The organism is Micrococcus sp. KRD012 (assembly GCF_017168555.1).
Lineage (GTDB): Bacteria > Actinomycetota > Actinomycetes > Actinomycetales > Micrococcaceae > Micrococcus > Micrococcus luteus.
The window spans coordinates 1-17,964 of sequence record NZ_JABFBB010000028.1 but is presented as its reverse complement, the minus strand read 5'-3'; the positions used below and the strand labels follow the sequence as shown (position 1 = coordinate 17,964).

Here is a 17,964-nt window from a genome sequence, read left to right as displayed (position 1 = left end):
GCGTCGGCATCACGTGGGCCCGCTCGCTCATGAGGGGCGCCACGGGGGAGGATGGTGGGGTCATGCCCGAGCCACACACCGCCCCCGCGCCCTCCGAGACCCTGCCGCCCGCCGTCGTCGCCCTGCCCGCCGACGTGTGGCGGGCCCACGCGCTGGCGCACCGCGAGCGCATCGCCCGACGCACGGACCCGCTGGTGGCCCTGCGGATGCGGGGCGAGAAGCACCCGGTGCAGGACTTCCTCTTCGGCTACTACACGCACTCCCCCGCCGCGCTGCAGCGCTGGCACCCCGGGCCGGGGGTCCTCCTCGCGGACGACGACGGCGCCGCGGCCCGCGCCGAGGCGACCGAGCTGGGCACGACCCCACGGGGCGAGTGGAAGCACTACCGGCGCGTCGAGGCCGGCGAGGTGGCAGGCGCCGTCATCGACGGCCGCCCGGTGGGCGGCTGGCTGGTGGACGTGGCGGCGGTGCTGGCCGACCGCGCGTCGGGGGTGGCGTTCACGCGGGAACTGCTCGCGCGCACGGCGGGGCGGGCGCCACGCCTGGGCTGCTTCGGGCTGCACGAGTGGGCGATGGCGTACCGCTCGGACGTGCACGGGGTGCGGCACTCCCAGCTGCCGCTGCGGCTCGGGGCCGGGGGGACGGACGCGGTGGTGGAGGGCTCGCGGATACGGTGCACGCACTTCGACGCGTTCCGGTTCTTCGCACCCGAGGCCCGCGACCGCAACGAGGGCGACGACGGCGTCCTGCCCACGCGCGCCGGGATGCGGGAGATGGAGCAGCCCGGCTGCCTGCACGCGGGGATGGACCTGTACAAGTGGGCGTACAAGCTGGTGCCGGTGGTCGATTCGGACCTGCTCGCGGACTGCTTCGACCTCGCGTGGGACATCCGCAGGCTGGACATGGAGGCCTCGCCGTACGACCTGACCGGGGTGGACGACCTCTCCGACGGGCGCGACGGCTACGCGGCCGTGCGGATCGAGGAGCCGGCCGGGCGTGCCGAGTACGCGCGGCGCCAGCGCGAGTTCGCCGAACGGGGCCAGGCGCTGCGGGCGCGGTTGCTGGCGGTGCTGGACGCGGCCGCGGGGGCGGCCCCCGGGACCGGGCCGGACACCGAGTGGACTTCCAGCGCACGTCCATGATTAGGATGGCCGCTCTACAGGCTGTGAGGCGCATCACTCGCGTCATCCGGTGACCGCCCCGGCCCTCTCCGCACCGAACGACTCGAGGACCTGACGTGACCAGAACCGTTCCAGCTCGCCGCCGCACCACGCTCGCCGCCGCCGTCGCGGCCGTCTCGCTCTCCGTCACGGCCGCCGCCCCCGCGCTCTCCGCGCCCGGCAACGGCAACGGCAACGGCAACGGGTCCGCATCGCAGGGTCAGGCCCGCTCCAACGACCTCTCCGCCACGCGCGGCAACAAGGTCAACGACGCCGCCGCGCTCGCGCCGCACCTCGTGGGCCAGACGCTGGACTGGGAGGCCTGCGACTTCGGCAGCGAGCGCCTCAACGCCCGGTTCAACGCGATCCCCGGCACCGCGTGCGCCGACGTCACGGTGCCGCGGGACTGGAAGAACCCCGAGGACGGCCACACCATCACCCTGCGCGTGGCCAAGACCGAGACCTCGAAGGGCAACCCGGAGCGCCAGGGCATCGCACTGGTGAACCCCGGCGGCCCGGGCGGCTCCGGCCTGCCCTGGGGCCCCGCCATGGCCGAGCGCGCCCCGGAGCTCGCCGAGCAGTACGACTTCATCGGCTTCGACCCCCGCGGCGTGGGCCAGTCCACCGCCCTGGAGTGCACCTACACGCCGAACCCCGAGCACGACGTGTGGCAGGACACGAAGGCCCAGGTCGACGCGTGCCTCGAGAACGAGCTCACCCCGTACATCACCACCGAGCAGACCGTGTACGACATGGACTTCATCCGCGCCGTCCTGGGCGAGGAGAAGACCTCCTACATCGGCTACTCGTACGGCACCTGGCTGGGCAGCTGGTACCAGCGCGTCTTCCCCCAGCACACGCACCGGTTCCTGCTGGACTCCGCCGTGGACATCTCCCGCGACGGGCTCCAGACCACCTGGGACCTGCAGCCGCGCTCCCGCGACCGCCAGTTCCAGGACGCGATGCTCCCCTACGTGGCCCGGCACGACGAGATCTTCGACCTCGGGGACGACCCGATGCAGATCCGGGAGCGCTGGGAGGACGTGGGCGGCACCCGCACCCAGCTCGGCATGATCGTCGCCGGCTCGTTCCTGCTGCCGGCCATGTACGACACGTCCCAGTACCTCGACGCCGGGTCCGTCATCGCCGCCTACATCCGCATCATGGAGTCCGAGGCCGCGGCCACGGACCCCGCGGGGCAGCGCACCCAGATCGAGCGCATCCTGGCCGAGGCCCGTGCGTCGCTGCCGGCCGAGGAGCGTGACTCCTTCGACCGCTTCGCCGCCCGCGGCCTGGAGACCGTGGGCGAGCGCGAGCAGCTCGTCGCCGCCACCCAGGCCGGAGACGCCGTCACCTTCGAGGGCGCGTTCTCGGCGATCCGGTGCCAGGACGGCCAGTGGAACACCTCGCAGGGCTACTGGACCTCGTGGGTGGACGACCTCGGCCGCAAGGCCCCGTGGATCGGTGTGCTGATGGGCCCGTCGGAGTGCATGTACTGGCCCGCCCAGACCTCCATGCCCTCCCAGCCCGGCGGCAAGGGCGCCCCGAACACCGTGATCGTGCAGTCCGAGCTGGACGCGGCGACCCCGTACGAGGGCGGCCACCGTGCCGCCGGCGTGCTGCGCAACACGTCCCTCATCTCCGTGGACAACGAGGGCACCCACGGCCTGTTCCCGTACGGCACCGAGTGCGTGGACACGCCCATCCGTGACTACTTCCTGACCGGCGCCCAGCCGGCCGAGAAGTCGCTGTGCGACGCCGTCCCGCTGCCGCTCGAGACCCAGCCGGTCCAGGTGGCCGGGGCCCCGACGCACAAGGGCGACATCAAGATCTCGATGCGCACCGATGCCGTGCGCGAGGCCAACCGCATCACCCACGACGCGATCGAGCGTCAGCTGATCGACTCCCGCGCGGTGACCCCGGACATCGAGGCCTTCCTGGAGGACTGACGGCCCGGGCACCCGGAACCCGGTCCGCCCCCGACGGCCCGGCGACTCCCCCGCGGAGACGCCGGGCCGTCGTCGCGCCCGGGGCGGCCCTGCACCGCGGGTTGGGTTATCGCGGGTGCCGCCGCCAAACACCCCCGACAACTCGACCCGCGATGGGCAGCCGGAGGGGTGGCGTCGACGCCGAGGCCGATAGCCTCGCGCCATGATCCTGCACATCACCCTCCCGGAGGACTGGGCCGCCGCGCGTCGCACCGGCCGCTACACGGCATCGACGCGCGGCGCCTCGATCGACGACGTCGGCTTCCTCCACGCCTCCGACGACGCCGCCCAGGTAGGAGTCGTCGGCGCGGCGATCTACCCGGACCGGCCGGACGCGTTCGTCTGCGGCCTGGACGAGGACGAACTGGCGGGGGCCGGCCTGCGGGTGCGGCGCGAGCCGGGAGACCCCTCCGATCCCCACTCGGCCGAGTTCCCGCACGTCTATCCGGACGAGGCCGTCTCCGGGCACATCCCGTGCTCGATGCTCACCCCCGTGACCGACCCACGGGCGGACGCCCGCGTGCACCGCGAAGACTCGGCCGAGGCCGCCGCGCTGCTCGACGCCGGGTGGAGCGTGCGCTCCCGCTCCTGGGGCGCGCGCCTCCACCTCGACGACGACGCCGACCTGGCGCCCTACCGTGGCCACGTCGCGGCGGCCGAAGCGCGGGGAATCGAGGTGCGGAGACTGACCGCCGTCGACCTGCCTGCCCTGCGCGCCCTCGACGAGGAAGCGGCTCCCCGGTTCCCACACACCGACGGCTCCCGTCACGAGCCGCTGCCGGACGACCTTGAGGCTCGACTGTCCACCCCAGCGGGGCTTGCCGTGGGGGCCTTCGAGGGAGGAGTGCTCATCGGATTCACCCTGACGTTCCGCTCCCCTGACCGGTGGGAGGTCGACCGCACCGCGGTCGCGTCCAAGCACGAGAACCGTGGCGTGGCGAAGGCCGTCAAGGCGGCGACCCTCCTGGCGACCCATGCCCGCGGTGGGCGCCAGTGGGGCACCGGCGGCGCCGAGGCCAACGCGGCGTCCCTGCGGATGAACACGGCCCTCGGGTTCCGTCTCGAACCGGCCTGGCTCGGGCTGACCCCGCCCATGACGTGGGAGGGGTTCGTGCAGGCCCCGGAGTCAAGCTCCCTTAACGACAAGGACACTTGACTGTCAAGCTTGCTTCACAACGTCCGGTCGGACGCCCCCCAGGGCCTCCGAGGCGGGCCGGGCCACCGGCCCAGGGCATCGACCACAGGAGGGCCCCATGACCGCGAACCACTCCCGCCACACCGCCGCCGCAGCGGACAGGCAGGGCGCCGCGGCGGAGCACGCCGGCACCGCCACCACCGACCCGCGCCGGGACACCCGCTCCCGCTGGGGCCGCTCCTCCCGTCTGGGCGGCGGATCCGGGCGACTGATCGTCGTCAGCCTCGTGGCCGGCGTCGTCGTCGCCCTGCTGATCGGGACTGTGGCCTTCGCTCTGGCCTCGAGCCAGGGCGACGCCGATCCCCGCTTCCCGGCGGTCATGGGGACGGTCATGGCGGCGTCGGCGCTCCCGGTCGGCATCACCCTCGCCTGGCTGTTCCTCGTGGACCGCACCACCGTCCGCGGGGCCATCCGAGACACCGAGGAGACCATCGAGGGCCGGTGGCTCGAGAAGGCGCAGTCCGCCGCGTTCGGCGACCTGCTCGTGGTGCTGGGCCTGGGCACGTTCGTCATTGCCATGACCGGATGGCAGGCCGACCTGCCGCTCGTGGGCGCCGGGCTGCTCCTCTTCGCGGGCGCCTCGGTGGCCGTCCGCTACGCGCTCCAGAAGCGCCGGGGCTGAGCCGTGGAGAACACCATCCCCGACGAGCGTGCCCGCCTCGGCTGGTCGCAGCAGCGGCTCGCCGACGAGCTCGGCGTCTCCCGGCAGACCGTCATCTCCCTCGAGAAGGGCCGCTACGACCCCTCGCTCCCCCTCGCCTTCCGCCTCGCGGCCGTGTTCGGGCGGCGGATCGAGGACCTGTTCACCCCGGACGGCAACGCGGGTTGAGTTGTCGCGGGTCCGGGCGCCCAGCACCCGTGACAAGTCAACCCGCGTTGAGCCCGGGGCGGCGTGGGGCGTGAGAGGCTGGGGCCATGGATCGAGAGCTGCGCACCCCTCCGGAGCTGGAGGGCGTGGACTGGCACGACGACGCCCCGCGTCGCCCCCGCCCGATCGTCACCCTGGTGGCGTGGATCGCCATCCTGGGCCTGGTCCTCAGCGTGGGCGCCGGGATCTTCTCCGCCTTCTGACGCGGCACCGCCGGCCGCCGTCCGACGCGCCGCCCCGGCCTCAGCGCACGTCGCCGTCCACGTAGCGCCAGACCCCGTCCTCACGGCGGAACCGGCTGACCTCATGGAGTCGGAACCGCCCCTCGGCCCCCGTGCCGACGGCCACGAACTCCACGGTCCCGGCGTCCTGGAACGGCCCGCCGTCCCGCACGTCCAGCACCGCCAGGCGGGTGAACCGCGGCGCCTGTTCCCCCGCGGCCGGCAGCAGCTCGGCCGCGGGGGGCCGGTGCTCGGGAGCCCAGGTCGCGGCGAGGTAGTCGGCCATCGCCTGCGCCTCTGCCGGCCCGGCCTCGCCCAGCCGCGCGAACGCCGTGTACCGGGAGCGCATGAGTGCCTCGGCGGTGGGCGCGGTCAGGGCGCCGTCCTGGGCGAAACGCGCGTGCAGGCGACCGCAGCACGCCGCGAGCCCGGCTCCGGACCCGCAGGGGCAGGGCTCGGGACGGCTCACCGGCGCGGGCGCCCGGTCGCGCGACGCCGGGCGGACCGGGCCGTGATGCGGCGCACTCCCGTCAGCACGACGCCGGCCGCCGCGGCGAGCAGCGCGGGGCCGAGCGGGCTGATCGGCCGACGTCGGCCGAGCGGGGACACACGGGTCTGCTGAGGTCTCATGCCGCCAGGCTACGCCGGGCCGGCTGCCGCGTGCCGCCCCCCGTCACACCCCCGATTCCGCGTCCGGGCGGCCGAGTAGACTGGATGGGCAAGCACGCGGAGCGCCCCGGGGTCGGGCGTGAGACGGCACCCCACCGTCGCGCTCCGCGGCATCGTCCCGCACCCAGGAGCGTGTTCATGCCCATCATCGTCGTCGACGTCATGCCCAAGCCCGAGATCCTCGATCCGCAGGGCAAGGCGATCAACGGGGCCCTGCCCCGCCTCGGCTTCACCGAGTTCAGCCAGGTCCGCCAGGGCAAGCGCTTCGAGCTCACCGTGGAGGGCGAGGTCACCGACGAGATCCTCGCCCAGGCCCGCACGGCCGCCGAGGAGATGCTGTCCAACCCCGTCATCGAGGACGTCGTGAACGTGGCCGTCCTGGACGAGGCCGAGGGCGCCCGATGACCGAGCTCCCCCTCATCGGCGACTACTCGACGCCGACGACGCCGCTCAGCGGCGCGCGCATCGGCGTGATCACCTTCCCCGGCACCCTGGACGACGTGGACGCGCTGCGCGCCGTCCGCCTCGCCGGCGCCGAGCCCGTCTCCCTGTGGCACGCCGACGCGGACCCGCAGCGGACGCTCGCCGGCGTGGACGCCGTCGTGATCCCGGGCGGCTTCTCCTACGGCGACTACCTGCGCGCCGGCGCGATCGCGCGCTTCGCCCCCATGATGGACGCGGTGGCGACGGCGGCCGGCGGCCCCGAGGGCGACGCGGACGGCCTGCCGGTGCTCGGCATCTGCAACGGCTTCCAGATCCTCACCGAGTCACACCTGCTGCCGGGCTCGATGATCAAGAACGACCACCTGCACTTCATCTGCCGCGACCAGGAGCTGGTCGTGGAGAGCACGGACACCGTGTGGACCCGCGACTTCGAGCAGGGCCAGACCATCACCGTGCCCCTGAAGAACCAGGACGGCCAGTACGTGGCGGACGAGAAGACCCTCGACGCCCTCGAGGCCGAGGGCCGCGTGGTGTTCCGCTATCAGGGCTGGAACCCGAACGGCTCGCGTCGGGACATCGCGGGCATCGCGAACCCGGCCGGCAACGTCGTCGGCCTGATGCCGCACCCGGAGCACGCCGTGGAGACGGGCTTCGGCCCGGACACCGCCGCCGGCCCCCGCTCCGGCGTGGACGGCCTCGGCTTCTTCACCTCCGTCCTGACCACCCTCGCCAGCCGTGGAGGCCATGCATGAGCCAGCAGTTCAACATCGAGACGGTCGCGGACGCCCAGGCGACGCCGGACGTCGAGCAGCCCTGGGCCGAGCTGGGCCTGAAGGAGAACGAGTACGCCGAGATCAAGAAGATCCTCGGCCGCCGCCCCACCGCGGCCGAGCTGGCCATGTACTCGGTCATGTGGTCCGAGCACTGCTCGTACAAGTCCTCGAAGGTGCACCTGCGCCAGTTCGGCGAGAAGCTCACCGACGAGATGAAGCAGCACATGATGGTGGGCATCGGCGAGAACGCCGGCGTGACCGACCTCGGTGACGGCTGGGCCGTGACGTTCAAGGTCGAGTCCCACAACTCGCCCTCCTACGTGGAGCCCTACCAGGGCGCGGCCACGGGCATCGGCGGCATCGTGCGCGACATCATCTCCATGGGTGCCCGCCCGGTGGCCGTGATGGACCCGCTGCGCTTCGGCGCGATCGACCACCCGGACACCGCCCGCGTGTTCCACGGCGTGGTGGCCGGCATCGGCGGCTACGGCAACTCCCTGGGCCTGCCGAACATCGGCGGCGAGACCCGCTTCGACCCGATCTACCAGGGCAACCCGCTCGTCAACGCCCTCGCCGTGGGCGTGCTCAAGCACGAGGACCTGCGTCTGGCCAACGCCTCCGGCGTGGGCAACAAGGTGGTCCTGTTCGGTGCCCGCACCGGCGGTGACGGCATCGGCGGCGCGTCCGTGCTGGCCTCCGAGTCCTTCGACGGCGACGGCAAGCCCGCCAAGCGCCCCTCGGTGCAGGTCGGCGACCCGTTCTCCGAGAAGGTGCTCATCGAGTGCTGCCTCGAGCTGTTCCGCGACTCCCTCGTCGAGGGCATCCAGGACCTCGGCGCCGCCGGCATCTCCTGTGCCACCTCCGAGCTCGCCTCCAACGGCGAGGGCGGCATGCGCGTGGAGCTGACGGATGTGCTGCTGCGCGACTCCACGCTGACCCCGGGCGAGATCCTCATGTCCGAGTCGCAGGAGCGCATGATGGCCGTGGTGACGCCGGAGAACGTCGCCGCGTTCGAGGCCGTCATGGCCACGTGGGACGTCGAGTACTCCTGGCTGGGCGAGGTCACCGGCGACGGCCGCCTGATCATCACCTGGGACGGCGAGGTCATCGTCGACGTGGACCCGCGCACCGTGGCCCACGACGGCCCGGTCTACGAGCGCCCGTACGCGCGTCCGGCCTGGCAGGACGAGCTCCAGGCGCACACGTTCCGCTCCTCCGAGGCCGGTCAGGGCCTGCCCGCCACGGGCGAGGAGCTGCGCGCCGCCGTCGTGGAGCTGATGAGCTCCCCGAACCTGGCGGACACCTCCTGGATCACCCGCCAGTACGACCGCTACGTCCGCGGCAACACCGCCCTGGCGGCCCCGGACGACGCGGGCGTGGTGCGCGTGGACGAGGAGACCGGCATGGGCGTGGCCCTGGCCACGGACTGCAACGACCGGTTCACCTACCTGGACCCCTACACGGGCGCGCAGGCCTCCCTGGCCGAGGCGTACCGCAACGTCACCACCGCCGGGGCCGTGCCCCTGGCCGTCTCCGACTGCCTGAACTTCGGCTCCCCCGAGAACCCGGACGTGATGTGGCAGTTCGCGGAGGCCGTGCGCGGCCTGGCGGACGGCTGCCAGACCCTCGGCATCCCGGTGACCGGCGGCAACGTGTCCCTGTACAACCAGACGGGCAACACCCCGATCCACCCCACCCCCACGGTGGCGGTGCTCGGCCAGCTGGACGACGTCCTGCGCCGCACCCCCTCCGGCTTCGCCCCGGACGCGGACGGCCAGGCGATCTACCTGCTGGGCGAGACCGCGGACGAGCTGGACGGCTCCGAGTTCGCGCGCCTGCGCGGCCACCTCGGCGGCCTGCCCCCGAAGGTCGACCTGAAGAAGGAGCGCCTGCTCGGCGAGCTGCTGGTCAACATGTCCCGGGACGGCATGATCGACGCCGCCCACGACGTCTCCGGCGGCGGCCTCGCGGCCACCCTGTCCGAGATGGTGCTGCGCTTCGGCGTGGGCGCCCGCGTGGTGCTGGACGAGGTGCTGCGCCGCGACGGCGTGGACCTGTTCACCGCGCTGTTCTCGGAGACGCAGGCGCGCGCCGTCGTAGCCGTGCCCCGCACCGAGGAGGTCCGGTTCACGGACATGACCACGGCCCGCGGCTACGCGGCTGTGCGCATCGGCGTGGTGGACGCCGACTCCGCGGCCCTCGAGGTCCAGGACGCCTTCACCCTGCCGATCGCGGAGCTGCGTGAGGCCTGGGAGGCCACCCTGCCGAAGCACTTCGGCTGACCCCGTGTGGGCCCACGGGCCCCGGCACGACGACGGCCGCTCACCCCCCGGGGGTGGGCGGTCGTCGTCGTGGGGCGGGACGGTGGGACGCGCGCCACCGGCCCTCGGGCAGCCGTGCGCCTCAACCGTTGACGCGGCGGGCTCCGGTGACAAGAGTGATCCCAGGACAGCGCGCCAGCGCGCCGCCCGGCCCGTCCAAGAGGGTCGGCGCGGTCCCGACACACGAAGGAGACCACCCATGCGCCTCATCACCCTGGGCCTCGGCGCCGCACTCGGCTACCTGCTCGGCTCCGCCGAGGGCCGCAAGAACCTCGAGAAGATGACCCAGAACGCCCAGAAACTCTGGAACGACCCCAAGACCCAGGAGAAGGTCGGCCAGGTCCAGGAGACCGCCCAGCAGAAGTTCGCTGAGGTGAAGAAGTCCGATCCGGTGCAGAAGGCCACGACGAAGGTGGAGGATGCCATGCAGGGCAACGACAAGAAGAACGACGTCCGCGACGACCGCGTGACCGAGTCCAACAACGACAACATCACCTCGGCGGCCCGCCACGGTGCCGAGCCGGACACCGTCTCGGACCCGTCCACCCCGCTGGGTGACGAGGGTCCGCTGACGCGCTGACCCGCGCAGACACGGCGGCCCGCCTCCCCTCGGGGAGGCGGGCCGCCGTCGTCGTGGGCCGGGTCAGCCGTCCTGCTTCAGGACCTCGTCGGCCGGCGGGGCCTGCACCGGATCCACCTCGCCCGTCTCGGAGAGGGTCACCACGGCCTTCGTGCCGGCGGACTCGGTCTCCACGGTGAGCAGGCGGCCGTCCTCCTTGGACACCGTGAACGCGGTCAGCTCCACGCCCTCCTGCGGGCCCGAGACGGGCTTGTCCAGCACGTAGCGGATCGCGTCCTGACCGCTGCGGCGGATGCCGTCCGCGTCCGCCTCGACGTCGGCCAGGCCGCCCGACTCCGGCAGGGAGCCCAGGAGCGAGCTCACCATCGCGCCCATGCCGGTGGCGCTGGGATCGCCCTCGTACGGGGTGGCGGTCCAGCGCTCCACATAGGCGGGATGGTCCTCGCCGCTCGCGCCGACGCGCTCCACCGTGAACCGGGAGTACGCGGTGCCGTCCACGATCCGGGACTCGTCCCGGGTGATCAGACCGTCGTCCTTGTACACGGACACGTACCGCATGGACGAGCCGTCCACGGGGCCGGAGATGTCCACCGCGTCCGGGACCGCGCGCCCGTTGCTCGGGGCCTCGGACCGCAGCTCGGTGACCATGCGGACGGAGTCGGCCTCCTCGAGCTGGGTGCGGGCGCGGTCCCAGGCGCCGGGGGCGTCGTCGCCCGAGGCGCAGCCGGTCAGCAGCAGGGCGGCCGCCCCGACTGCGGCGAGGGACAGGCCGCGGCGGGTGCGGCGGGTCTGGGTCTGGCGCTGCCTCACTCGGCCACCTCCTCCGGCGCCTCGGCCGGCTCGATCTGGTTCCAGTCGCTCAGGGCGTACTGCTGGGTGGCCCGGCCGTCGTCGACGGTGAGCGCGACCAGCTCGCCGTCGTCGTCCACCGTGAAGGAGTGCACCCGGGTGGCGTCGCCCTCGGCCATCGCCGCGTCGGCGACCTCCTCGGGCACGGCATAGCGGTAGGCCGTGCCGCCGTCCCAGTCGACCTCCTCGGCGCGCACCTCGGCGCCGTCGAGGGCGTCCGCCGCGGGGAAGCCCACCTGGTCGAGGAGGGACTTCAGGGGCGGCTCCTGCCCCTCACCGGCCGGGACACGGCGCCACTGCGGGTCGGAGTACATCACCTGGACGTCGTCCGGGACGTCGGAGCCGTCCACGTCGACCCGGACGAACACGTCCTCGCCGACCTGGCGGGACTCCATGGTGATGTGTGAGTCGCGGCCGACCTGTATGACGCCCTTCGACTCGGCGTCGCCGCCGTCGAGCCGGCCGGCGATGTCCCAGCGGACCGAGTGCGGGCCCTGACGGCCGGTGGTGTAGGCGGTCTCGAGTCGGACGGTCTCGGCCTCGTCCAACTGGGTGCGGGCCTGATGCCAGGCCTCCCCCGCCGACTGCGGCTCGGATGCGCACCCGGCCAAGGCCAGGGCGCCCACGACGCCGAGCCCGGCCGCGCGGACGGCACGTCTGCGCTGCATGTTCTCCTCCTGGGGCTGCTGCCGGCCGAGGCAGGGCGCCGCGGCCACTGGCGTCACCCTACCGGCGGCGCAGGGCGAAGGATGCGCCGTGGTGGTTCTGCGGCAGGTGATCGCCGCGGCCGAAGAGCTTGTGGCGCAGCGTGCCGTCCGTGTACGCAGTCTTGTAGCGGCCGAGCTTCTGCAGCTCCGGCACCACGAACTCCACGACGTCCTCGAAGGTGCCCGGGGTGATGTGGTAGGCGAGGTTGAAGCCGTCCACGTCGGTCTCGTCGGCCCACTCGACGAGCTGGCGGGCCGCGGACTCGCCGCCGCCCACGATCACGGGGCCGAAGCCGCCGATGCCCACCCACTCGGCGAGCTTGCGCACGGTCCACTCCTCGTCCGTCCCGGAGGCCTTCTGGAAGGTCTCCACGGTGGACTGGATCGCGTTCGACTTCACGTCCCCGATCGGCTCGTCCAGGTCGTACTGGGACAGGTCGATACCCATCCAGCCCGACATCAGCACGAGGCCGCCCAGCGGGTCCACGTACTGCGCCAGGTCGTCGTACTTGGCCCGCGCGTCCTCGTCGGTGGCCCCGGTGACGATCGTCTGCATCGCGAAGATCTTCACGTCGTACGGGTCCCGGCCGGCGTCCACCAGGGCCTGGCGGATCTTCTTCACGGTGGCGGCCGCCAGCTCCTTCGTGGGGGAGTTGATGAACACGGCCTCGGCGTGCTTGCCGGCGAAGGCGCGGCCGCGCGTCGAGGCGCCGGCCTGGTAGATCACGGGGGTGCGCTGCACGGACGGCTCGGTGACGGCGTGGCCGGGCACGGTGAAGTACCGGCCCTCGTGGGCGATGTCGTGGACCTTGGCCGGGTCCGCGAACACGCCGGACTCCTTGTCGTAGACGACGGCGTCGTCCTCCCACGAGCCCTCGAGGAGCTTGTAGACGACGTCGAGGTACTCGTCGGCGTGCTCGTAGCGCTCGTCGTGCTCCATCTGGTCGTCCTGGCCCATGTTCTGGGCGGCGGAGGGCAGGTAGCCGGTGACCACGTTCCAGCCCACGCGGCCGCCCGTGAGGTGGTCGAGCGTGGCGAGGCGGCGGGCGAACGGGTAGGGGTGCTCGTAGGCGGTGCCCGCGGTGACGCCGAAGCCGAGGTGCTCGGTGACCGCGGCCATCGCGGAGACGAGCAGGAACGGGTCGTTCACGGGGGTCTGCGCGCCGGTCCTGATGGCGGCCTCGGAGGTGCCGCCGTACACGGAGTACGGGCCGAGGACGTCGGCGATGAACAGGCCGTCGAACAGGCCCTTCTCCAGCGTCTGCGCCAGGTGCGTCCAGTAGCCCAGGGTGTTGTAGTCCCGGGCGTGGTCGTCGGGGTGACGCCAGAGACCCGGGGACTGGTGGGCGACGCAGTTCATGTCGAATGCGTTGAAGAGGATCTCGCGGTGCTCGTCCGGGCGGGTGGGTGCTCCGGCCCCGGCGTTCTCGGCGGTGCTCATGGGTCTCCTTTCCAGGGCCGCCCGGTCGCAGGGGCGCGGCCGGGCGGGCGACGGTTCCGCACCATGCAACGCTGACGCGGCCGGCGGTGGAAGCCGGTCCGGCCCAGGGGTTCATGACGGCCCCGCCGGGCCGGGCCACGCGTGCGGCACCCGGTTCGTGACATGCCCCGACCGTGACGGAGGACACGTCCGCGGGCGGCGGCCCTGCGGCGACTCAGCGGCACCCCAGCGCTGAGCCAGAGACGCCCCAGCGCTGAGCCAGACAAATCTGCTGCCTCCACCCTGCGGCGACGACCGAAACGTCTGGCTCGGCGCTGGCCTCCGCGTCGGTCCTGGCCGGTCGACCGGGGCCCGGCGGCGCCCCCGGTGTGACGCCCGTGTGACCCTCCGGCGCCGACGGCCGGGCAGACTCGCAGCCGACCGGGCCCGCGGTGGTCTACTGGCATCCGTATCCGTCCGGCGCCGACACCGACGACGAAGCGACGATGGGAGCCCTCCATGAGCGTGCACGCGCCTTCCCGTGCCACCGCCTCCACCCCGGTCCGGGACGAGGACCGCCACAGCCTCGACGTCGTCTTCCGCGGCGTCGGGCGCACGTTCCCCACCGCGGACGGACCACGCGTCGTCCTGCGCGACGTGGACCTGACCGTGGCGCCCGGTGAGGTGCTCGCCGTGATCGGCGCCTCCGGCTGCGGCAAGTCCACGCTGCTGCGCGCCGTGGCCGGCCTGGACCCGGACTTCGACGGGGAGCTGCTGATCGACGGCTCGCCCGTGCGCCCCTACGACGAGCGCACCGCCGTCGGCTTCCAGGAGCCGCGCCTGCTGCCCTGGCGCACCCTGCGCCGCAACGTGGAGCTCGGCCTGCCCCGGGAGTTGGACCGCGCCGCGGGCCGGGACCGCGTGCAGGAGCTGCTCGAGCTCGTGGGCCTCGCGCCCTTCGCGGAGCACCGCCCCCGGGAGGTCTCCGGCGGCATGGCCCAGCGGGCTTCGCTCGCCCGCGCCCTGGCCCGCCGCCCCGGCGTGCTGCTGCTCGACGAGCCCTTCGGCGCCCTCGACGCCCTGACGCGCCTGAAGATGCAGGATCTGCTGCTGGACGTGCACGCCGCCACCGGCACCACCGTCCTGCTCATCACCCATGACGTGGAGGAGGCCCTGCAGCTCGCCGACCGCGTGCTGCTGCTCGCCCGTGACGTCCCGGCACCCGACGGCGTGGCCCGCCCCGGAGCGACCGTGGGGCGGATCGTGGACGTGCCGGGGGCCCGTCCCCGCGACCGCGCGGACGCCCGCCTGGCCCGGCTGCGCGCCGAGCTCCTCGAGGGCCTCGGCGTCGAGAGCCACGCCCGATGAGCGGCGCCGGCTCCGCACGCCTGACCCGTCGCACGGCGCTCGGCCTGCTGGCCGCGTCCCTGCCCCTGGGCCTGAGCGGATGCGTCCTGCAGGGTGAGGCGACGGCCGGGCCGGTGAACGGTCCGGACACGCTGAGCATCGACTACGCCACCTACAACCCGCTCTCCCTCGTGATCCGCCACCAGGGATGGCTGGAGGAGACGCTCGCGCCCCGCGGCGTCCGGGTGAACTGGGTGTTCTCCGCCGGCTCCAACAAGGCCAACGAACTCCTGCGCTCGAACTCCGTGGACATCGGGTCGACGGCCGGCTCGGCCGCGCTGCTGAACCGGGCCAACGGAGCGCCCACGCGCATCGTGGGCGTCGCCTCGCGACCGGAGTGGTCCGCGCTCATGGTCCCGCCCGGCTCGGACATCACGGACGTCGCCCAGCTCGCGGGCCGCACGGTGGCCGCCACGCGCGGGACGGACCCGTACTTCTTCGCCGTGCAGGCGCTCGAGGCCGCCGGGGTGGACCCGGCCGACGTCGAGATCCAGAACCTGCAGCACGCCGACGGCCGCGCCGCCCTCGCCGGCGGATCGGTGGCCGCGTGGTCCGGGCTCGACCCGATCATGGCCAAGGCCGAGGCCGAGGGCGCCCGCTTCCTGTACCGGGACCTCGCCCTGAACACGTTCTCCGTCCTCAACGCCACGGAGTCCTTCCTCGAGGCGGACCCGGAGACGGCCCAGACCGTCCTGGACACGTACGAACGCGCCCGCGCCTGGGCGCTCGAGCACCCGGACGAGACCGTCGGGATTCTGGCCGAGGCCGCGAAGATCTCTCCCGACGTCGCCCGCACCGTGATCCTCGAACGCACCAACGCGGACGTCAGCCCCGTGCCGGGCCAGGAGCTGCTCGACGCCCTGACGGGGGTCGGACGGATCCTGGTCGGCACCGGGTCCGTCGACTACCAGCACCAGGTGGACGCCGCGCTGGCGAGCATCCTGGACACCCGTTTCGCCGAGGAGGCCATCCGATGAGCACCGCCCTGACCACCCCCGCCGCGACGACGGGCCCCGAGGCGCGCGAGCGGTCGGGTCACGACGACGGCGACACAGGGGCGCGCCGACGGCAGCGGCCCCGGGTGCTGGACCGGCCCGGCGCCCGGGCGGTGGTGGGGCTGGCCGCGCCCGCTGTCCTCCTGATGCTGTGGTGGGCGGTGACGGCCGCCGGGCTGCTCTCCGCGGTGCAGCTGCCCTCCCCCGGCGCGGTGCTGAGCGCCGGCGTCAACCTGCTGGAGCGGGGCGACCTGTGGCTGCACGTGGGGATCTCCACCCAGCGCGTGCTGCTGGGCTTCCTGCTCGGCGCCGCACTCGGGCTGGCCGTGGGGTCCGCGCTCGGGCTGTCCCGGTGGGCGGACGCGCTGTTCGCCCCGCTGATCGGGGCGCTGCGCGCGGTGCCCTCGCTGGCCTGGGTGCCGCTGCTGATCCTGTGGATGCAGATCGGCGAGGAGTCCAAGGTCACCCTCATCGCGATCGGCGCGTTCTTCCCGGTGTTCACCACCGTCTACGCCGCCCTGCGCCATGTGGACCCGCACCTGGTGGAGGCCGGTCGGGCCTTCGGCTACCACGGGCTGTCCCTGCTGCGGACGGTGCAGCTGCCCGCCGTGGTGCCGGCCGTGTTCTCCGGCCTGCGGCTGGCCCTGGCCCAGGCCTGGCTGTTCCTGGTGGCCGCGGAGCTGATCGCCTCCTCGATGGGCCTGGGCTTCCTGCTCACCGACTCGCAGAACAACGGACGCACGGACCGCCTGATCCTGGCGATCATCCTGCTCGCCGTGCTCGGCAAGCTCACCGACTGGCTGCTCGGCCTGCTGGAGCGCCGGGCCCTGCGCCGCTGGGCCTGAGCCCGGCACGTCCGGCCACCCCGTCGCCGGGTCAGCCCTCCTCGGGGACCTCGCCGGCCGACGTGTAGGCGGTCGGCGGGGTGCCGTTCACGAGCCAGTCGCCGGCCATGCGCACCTTGAACGCCGCCGGGTCGTGGGTGGCGAGGGTGCGGGCGTTGCGCCAGTGCCGGTCGAGCCGCAGCGTGGCCGACGTCGCCGACGCGCCGAGCGTGTCGAAGATGCGGGTGCACACCTCGAGGACGGCCTCCGGCACCACGGCCTGGGCCCGGTACGCGGCCGCCATCGCCTCGGCGGACGCCGCCGCGACGTCGGCCTCCGCCGGGCCGGCCCCGTCGGCGCCGTCCTCCCCCTCGTCGAGCAGACGCCCGACCTCGCGCACCATCAGCTCGGCCGCGGCCTGCCGCCCGGCCAGCTGCCCCATGATCTCGAGGAGCTGGGGGTCGTCCTTGGGCAGCGCGGCCGTGCCGGTGTTGAAGGTGCGGCGCCGCTGCCGCAGCAGCTGCGTGCCCTCCGTGAGCGCCGCCCGGCCGATCCCGGCCTGCAGCGCCAGCAGGGTCGCCTCCATGAGCACGGGCACGGGCCCGTCCTGCCGCGGCACCTCGAGCAGCTCCTCGGCCGCGGCGTCGTCGAGCACCACGGACCCGGTGGCGGTCAGGCGCTGGCCGAAGCCGTCCCAGTCGTCCTTGATGCCCACGCGCGGCTGACGCACGCGCACGACGGCGACGGCCCGGTCCGGCTCGCGGACCGCGCCCCCGGCCCGCTTGGAGTTCCGGCGGGAGACGAGGTCCGCCCCCTCGATGCCCACGGTCGCGGCGGTCCACGTGGCGAAGGCCGAGCCGGTCGCGTAGTACTTCTGCCCCCGCACGACCCAGGTGCCGCCCTCGTCCCGGCTGGCCAGGGTGGCGGCACGGCCCGGCGCGGCCCCGCCGGCGCGTTCGGCCAGGGCGGAGCCGGCCCAGTCCCCGTCGACGATGTGCCGCAGCCACCGCTCCCGACGGGCGGGCGCCTGGTCCATGGCCGTGGCGATGAACACGAGGTGGGAGCGCCAGACGTGCGCGGTGTTCACGTCCCGGGCGGCCAGGTCCATGAGCAGGCGCAGCACGGTCTCGCTGCCGCCGCCCTCGCCGCCCGCGTCCTCGGGGACACCGACCTTGCCGAACCCGGCGGCCTGCAGCTCCCCGAGGGCGGCGAACGGCAGGTGCCGGCCCGCCTCGCGGGCCCGCTCGCCGTGGGCGACGGAGTCGAAGGCGTCGGCGTACCGGGCGGCGAGGGTGGCGTAGGTGGTCATGGCCCTACTCTGACACGCGCGGGCGGGCCGGCGGCCGGGGCGACCCGGCCGTGGGACGGGATCCACACCGGCCGCCGTCGCCCTGGCCCGCGCCGGGCGCCCGCGGGGGTCCGGCGGGCCGAGCATGACCGCCGGTGACGACGGCGGGCGGGGCGCCGTCGTCGTCGTCCCTAGCCTGGTCGGACCCGCCGACCAGGAGGACCGCCGCCCATGACGCCCACCGAGGACCCCGCC

The 17,964-nt window shown here is 73.7% G+C and carries 19 protein-coding genes; 13 read left to right on the top strand and 6 right to left on the bottom strand.

Translation table 11 applies throughout. The features are described 5' to 3' along the window. Positions 1 to 62 precede the first annotated feature (62 nt). From J1M37_RS10965 to J1M37_RS10940, 6 genes are all read left to right on the top strand, one after another. Positions 63 to 1,142, top strand: coding sequence for a 3-methyladenine DNA glycosylase (locus J1M37_RS10965; RefSeq protein WP_206452652.1), 1,080 nt, complete (start codon positions 63 to 65; stop codon positions 1,140 to 1,142). Between the two features lie 95 nt (positions 1,143 to 1,237). Next, a complete protein-coding gene (locus J1M37_RS10960; protein ID WP_148408366.1) occupies positions 1,238 to 3,109 on the top strand; it encodes an alpha/beta hydrolase in 1,872 nt (623 codons plus the stop codon). 202 nt (positions 3,110 to 3,311) lie between these two features. Continuing rightward, positions 3,312 to 4,304, top strand: a complete 993-nt coding sequence (locus J1M37_RS10955) for a GNAT family N-acetyltransferase (RefSeq protein ID WP_206452651.1) — start codon at positions 3,312 to 3,314, stop codon at positions 4,302 to 4,304. 97 nt (positions 4,305 to 4,401) lie between these two features. After that, positions 4,402 to 4,965: a hypothetical protein gene (locus J1M37_RS10950; RefSeq protein ID WP_141843479.1), complete on the top strand. Its 564-nt coding sequence runs from the start codon at positions 4,402 to 4,404 to the stop codon at positions 4,963 to 4,965. A 3-nt stretch (positions 4,966 to 4,968) separates the two neighbouring features. After that, positions 4,969 to 5,172 (top strand): helix-turn-helix transcriptional regulator, encoded by a 204-nt coding sequence (locus J1M37_RS10945; RefSeq protein ID WP_002856639.1) that lies wholly within the window; start codon positions 4,969 to 4,971, stop codon positions 5,170 to 5,172. A gap of 86 nt (positions 5,173 to 5,258) precedes the next feature. Next, on the top strand, positions 5,259 to 5,414 hold the full coding sequence (locus J1M37_RS10940) for a hypothetical protein (RefSeq protein WP_010079551.1): 156 nt from the start codon (positions 5,259 to 5,261) through the stop codon (positions 5,412 to 5,414). Positions 5,415 to 5,454: 40 nt separating this feature from the next. On the opposite strand, the gene J1M37_RS10935 is transcribed toward J1M37_RS10940, so the two are convergent. Then, positions 5,455 to 5,901, bottom strand: coding sequence for a YchJ family protein (locus tag J1M37_RS10935; RefSeq protein WP_036338424.1), 447 nt, complete (start codon positions 5,899 to 5,901; stop codon positions 5,455 to 5,457). After that, the gene (locus J1M37_RS10930) at positions 5,898 to 6,062 is read right to left on the bottom strand and encodes a hypothetical protein (RefSeq protein WP_155643109.1); all 165 of its coding nucleotides are present in this window, start codon (positions 6,060 to 6,062) and stop codon (positions 5,898 to 5,900) included. Before J1M37_RS10930 ends, J1M37_RS10935 begins: the two co-directional genes overlap by 4 nt. 177 nt (positions 6,063 to 6,239) lie before the next feature. Here J1M37_RS10930 and purS point away from each other — a divergent pair, with 177 nt between their 5' ends. The 4 genes from purS to J1M37_RS10910 all read left to right on the top strand — a co-directional run bounded on the left by purS (position 6,240) and on the right by J1M37_RS10910 (position 10,219). After that, positions 6,240 to 6,506: a phosphoribosylformylglycinamidine synthase subunit PurS gene (purS, locus tag J1M37_RS10925; protein WP_002856633.1), complete on the top strand. Its 267-nt coding sequence runs from the start codon at positions 6,240 to 6,242 to the stop codon at positions 6,504 to 6,506. Next, a complete protein-coding gene (gene purQ, locus J1M37_RS10920; RefSeq protein WP_044658683.1) occupies positions 6,503 to 7,297 on the top strand; it encodes a phosphoribosylformylglycinamidine synthase subunit PurQ in 795 nt (264 codons plus the stop codon). The genes purS and purQ overlap by 4 nt, the downstream gene beginning before the upstream one ends. Next, positions 7,294 to 9,600: a phosphoribosylformylglycinamidine synthase subunit PurL gene (purL, locus tag J1M37_RS10915; RefSeq protein WP_158184811.1), complete on the top strand. Its 2,307-nt coding sequence runs from the start codon at positions 7,294 to 7,296 to the stop codon at positions 9,598 to 9,600. Before purQ ends, purL begins: the two co-directional genes overlap by 4 nt. A gap of 238 nt (positions 9,601 to 9,838) precedes the next feature. Further along, positions 9,839 to 10,219: a YtxH domain-containing protein gene (locus J1M37_RS10910; protein WP_002857685.1), complete on the top strand. Its 381-nt coding sequence runs from the start codon at positions 9,839 to 9,841 to the stop codon at positions 10,217 to 10,219. Between the two features lie 63 nt (positions 10,220 to 10,282). Here J1M37_RS10910 and J1M37_RS10905 read toward each other — a convergent pair whose 3' ends face one another. From J1M37_RS10905 to J1M37_RS10895, 3 genes are read right to left on the bottom strand one after another with little or no spacing between them, the layout of a single operon-like run. Continuing rightward, positions 10,283 to 11,029 carry a hypothetical protein gene (locus J1M37_RS10905; protein WP_206452650.1) on the bottom strand — a complete coding sequence of 249 codons (747 nt, stop codon included), beginning with the start codon at positions 11,027 to 11,029 and terminating at the stop codon, positions 10,283 to 10,285. Beyond that, a complete protein-coding gene (locus J1M37_RS10900) occupies positions 11,026 to 11,736 on the bottom strand; it encodes a Tat (twin-arginine translocation) pathway signal sequence (protein ID WP_236649646.1) in 711 nt (236 codons plus the stop codon). The genes J1M37_RS10905 and J1M37_RS10900 overlap by 4 nt, the downstream gene beginning before the upstream one ends. Positions 11,737 to 11,794: 58 nt before the next feature. After that, positions 11,795 to 13,216, bottom strand: coding sequence for an LLM class flavin-dependent oxidoreductase (locus J1M37_RS10895; protein WP_206452649.1), 1,422 nt, complete (start codon positions 13,214 to 13,216; stop codon positions 11,795 to 11,797). A gap of 498 nt (positions 13,217 to 13,714) precedes the next feature. Between J1M37_RS10895 and J1M37_RS10890 the strand changes: the two genes are divergently transcribed. From J1M37_RS10890 to J1M37_RS10880, 3 genes are read left to right on the top strand one after another with little or no spacing between them, the layout of a single operon-like run. Next, the gene (locus tag J1M37_RS10890) at positions 13,715 to 14,563 is read left to right on the top strand and encodes an ABC transporter ATP-binding protein (RefSeq protein ID WP_206452648.1); all 849 of its coding nucleotides are present in this window, start codon (positions 13,715 to 13,717) and stop codon (positions 14,561 to 14,563) included. After that, a complete protein-coding gene (locus tag J1M37_RS10885; RefSeq protein ID WP_049147883.1) occupies positions 14,560 to 15,579 on the top strand; it encodes an aliphatic sulfonate ABC transporter substrate-binding protein in 1,020 nt (339 codons plus the stop codon). Before J1M37_RS10890 ends, J1M37_RS10885 begins: the two co-directional genes overlap by 4 nt. Further along, complete coding sequence (locus tag J1M37_RS10880; protein WP_049147884.1) at positions 15,576 to 16,442, top strand: ABC transporter permease; 867 nt, start codon at positions 15,576 to 15,578, stop codon at positions 16,440 to 16,442. The genes J1M37_RS10885 and J1M37_RS10880 overlap by 4 nt, the downstream gene beginning before the upstream one ends. 31 nt (positions 16,443 to 16,473) lie before the next feature. Here the strand turns inward: J1M37_RS10880 and J1M37_RS10875 are convergent, their stop codons facing one another. Next, positions 16,474 to 17,730, bottom strand: a complete 1,257-nt coding sequence (locus J1M37_RS10875) for an acyl-CoA dehydrogenase family protein (protein ID WP_158184807.1) — start codon at positions 17,728 to 17,730, stop codon at positions 16,474 to 16,476. Between the last annotated feature and the right edge of the window lie 234 nt (positions 17,731 to 17,964).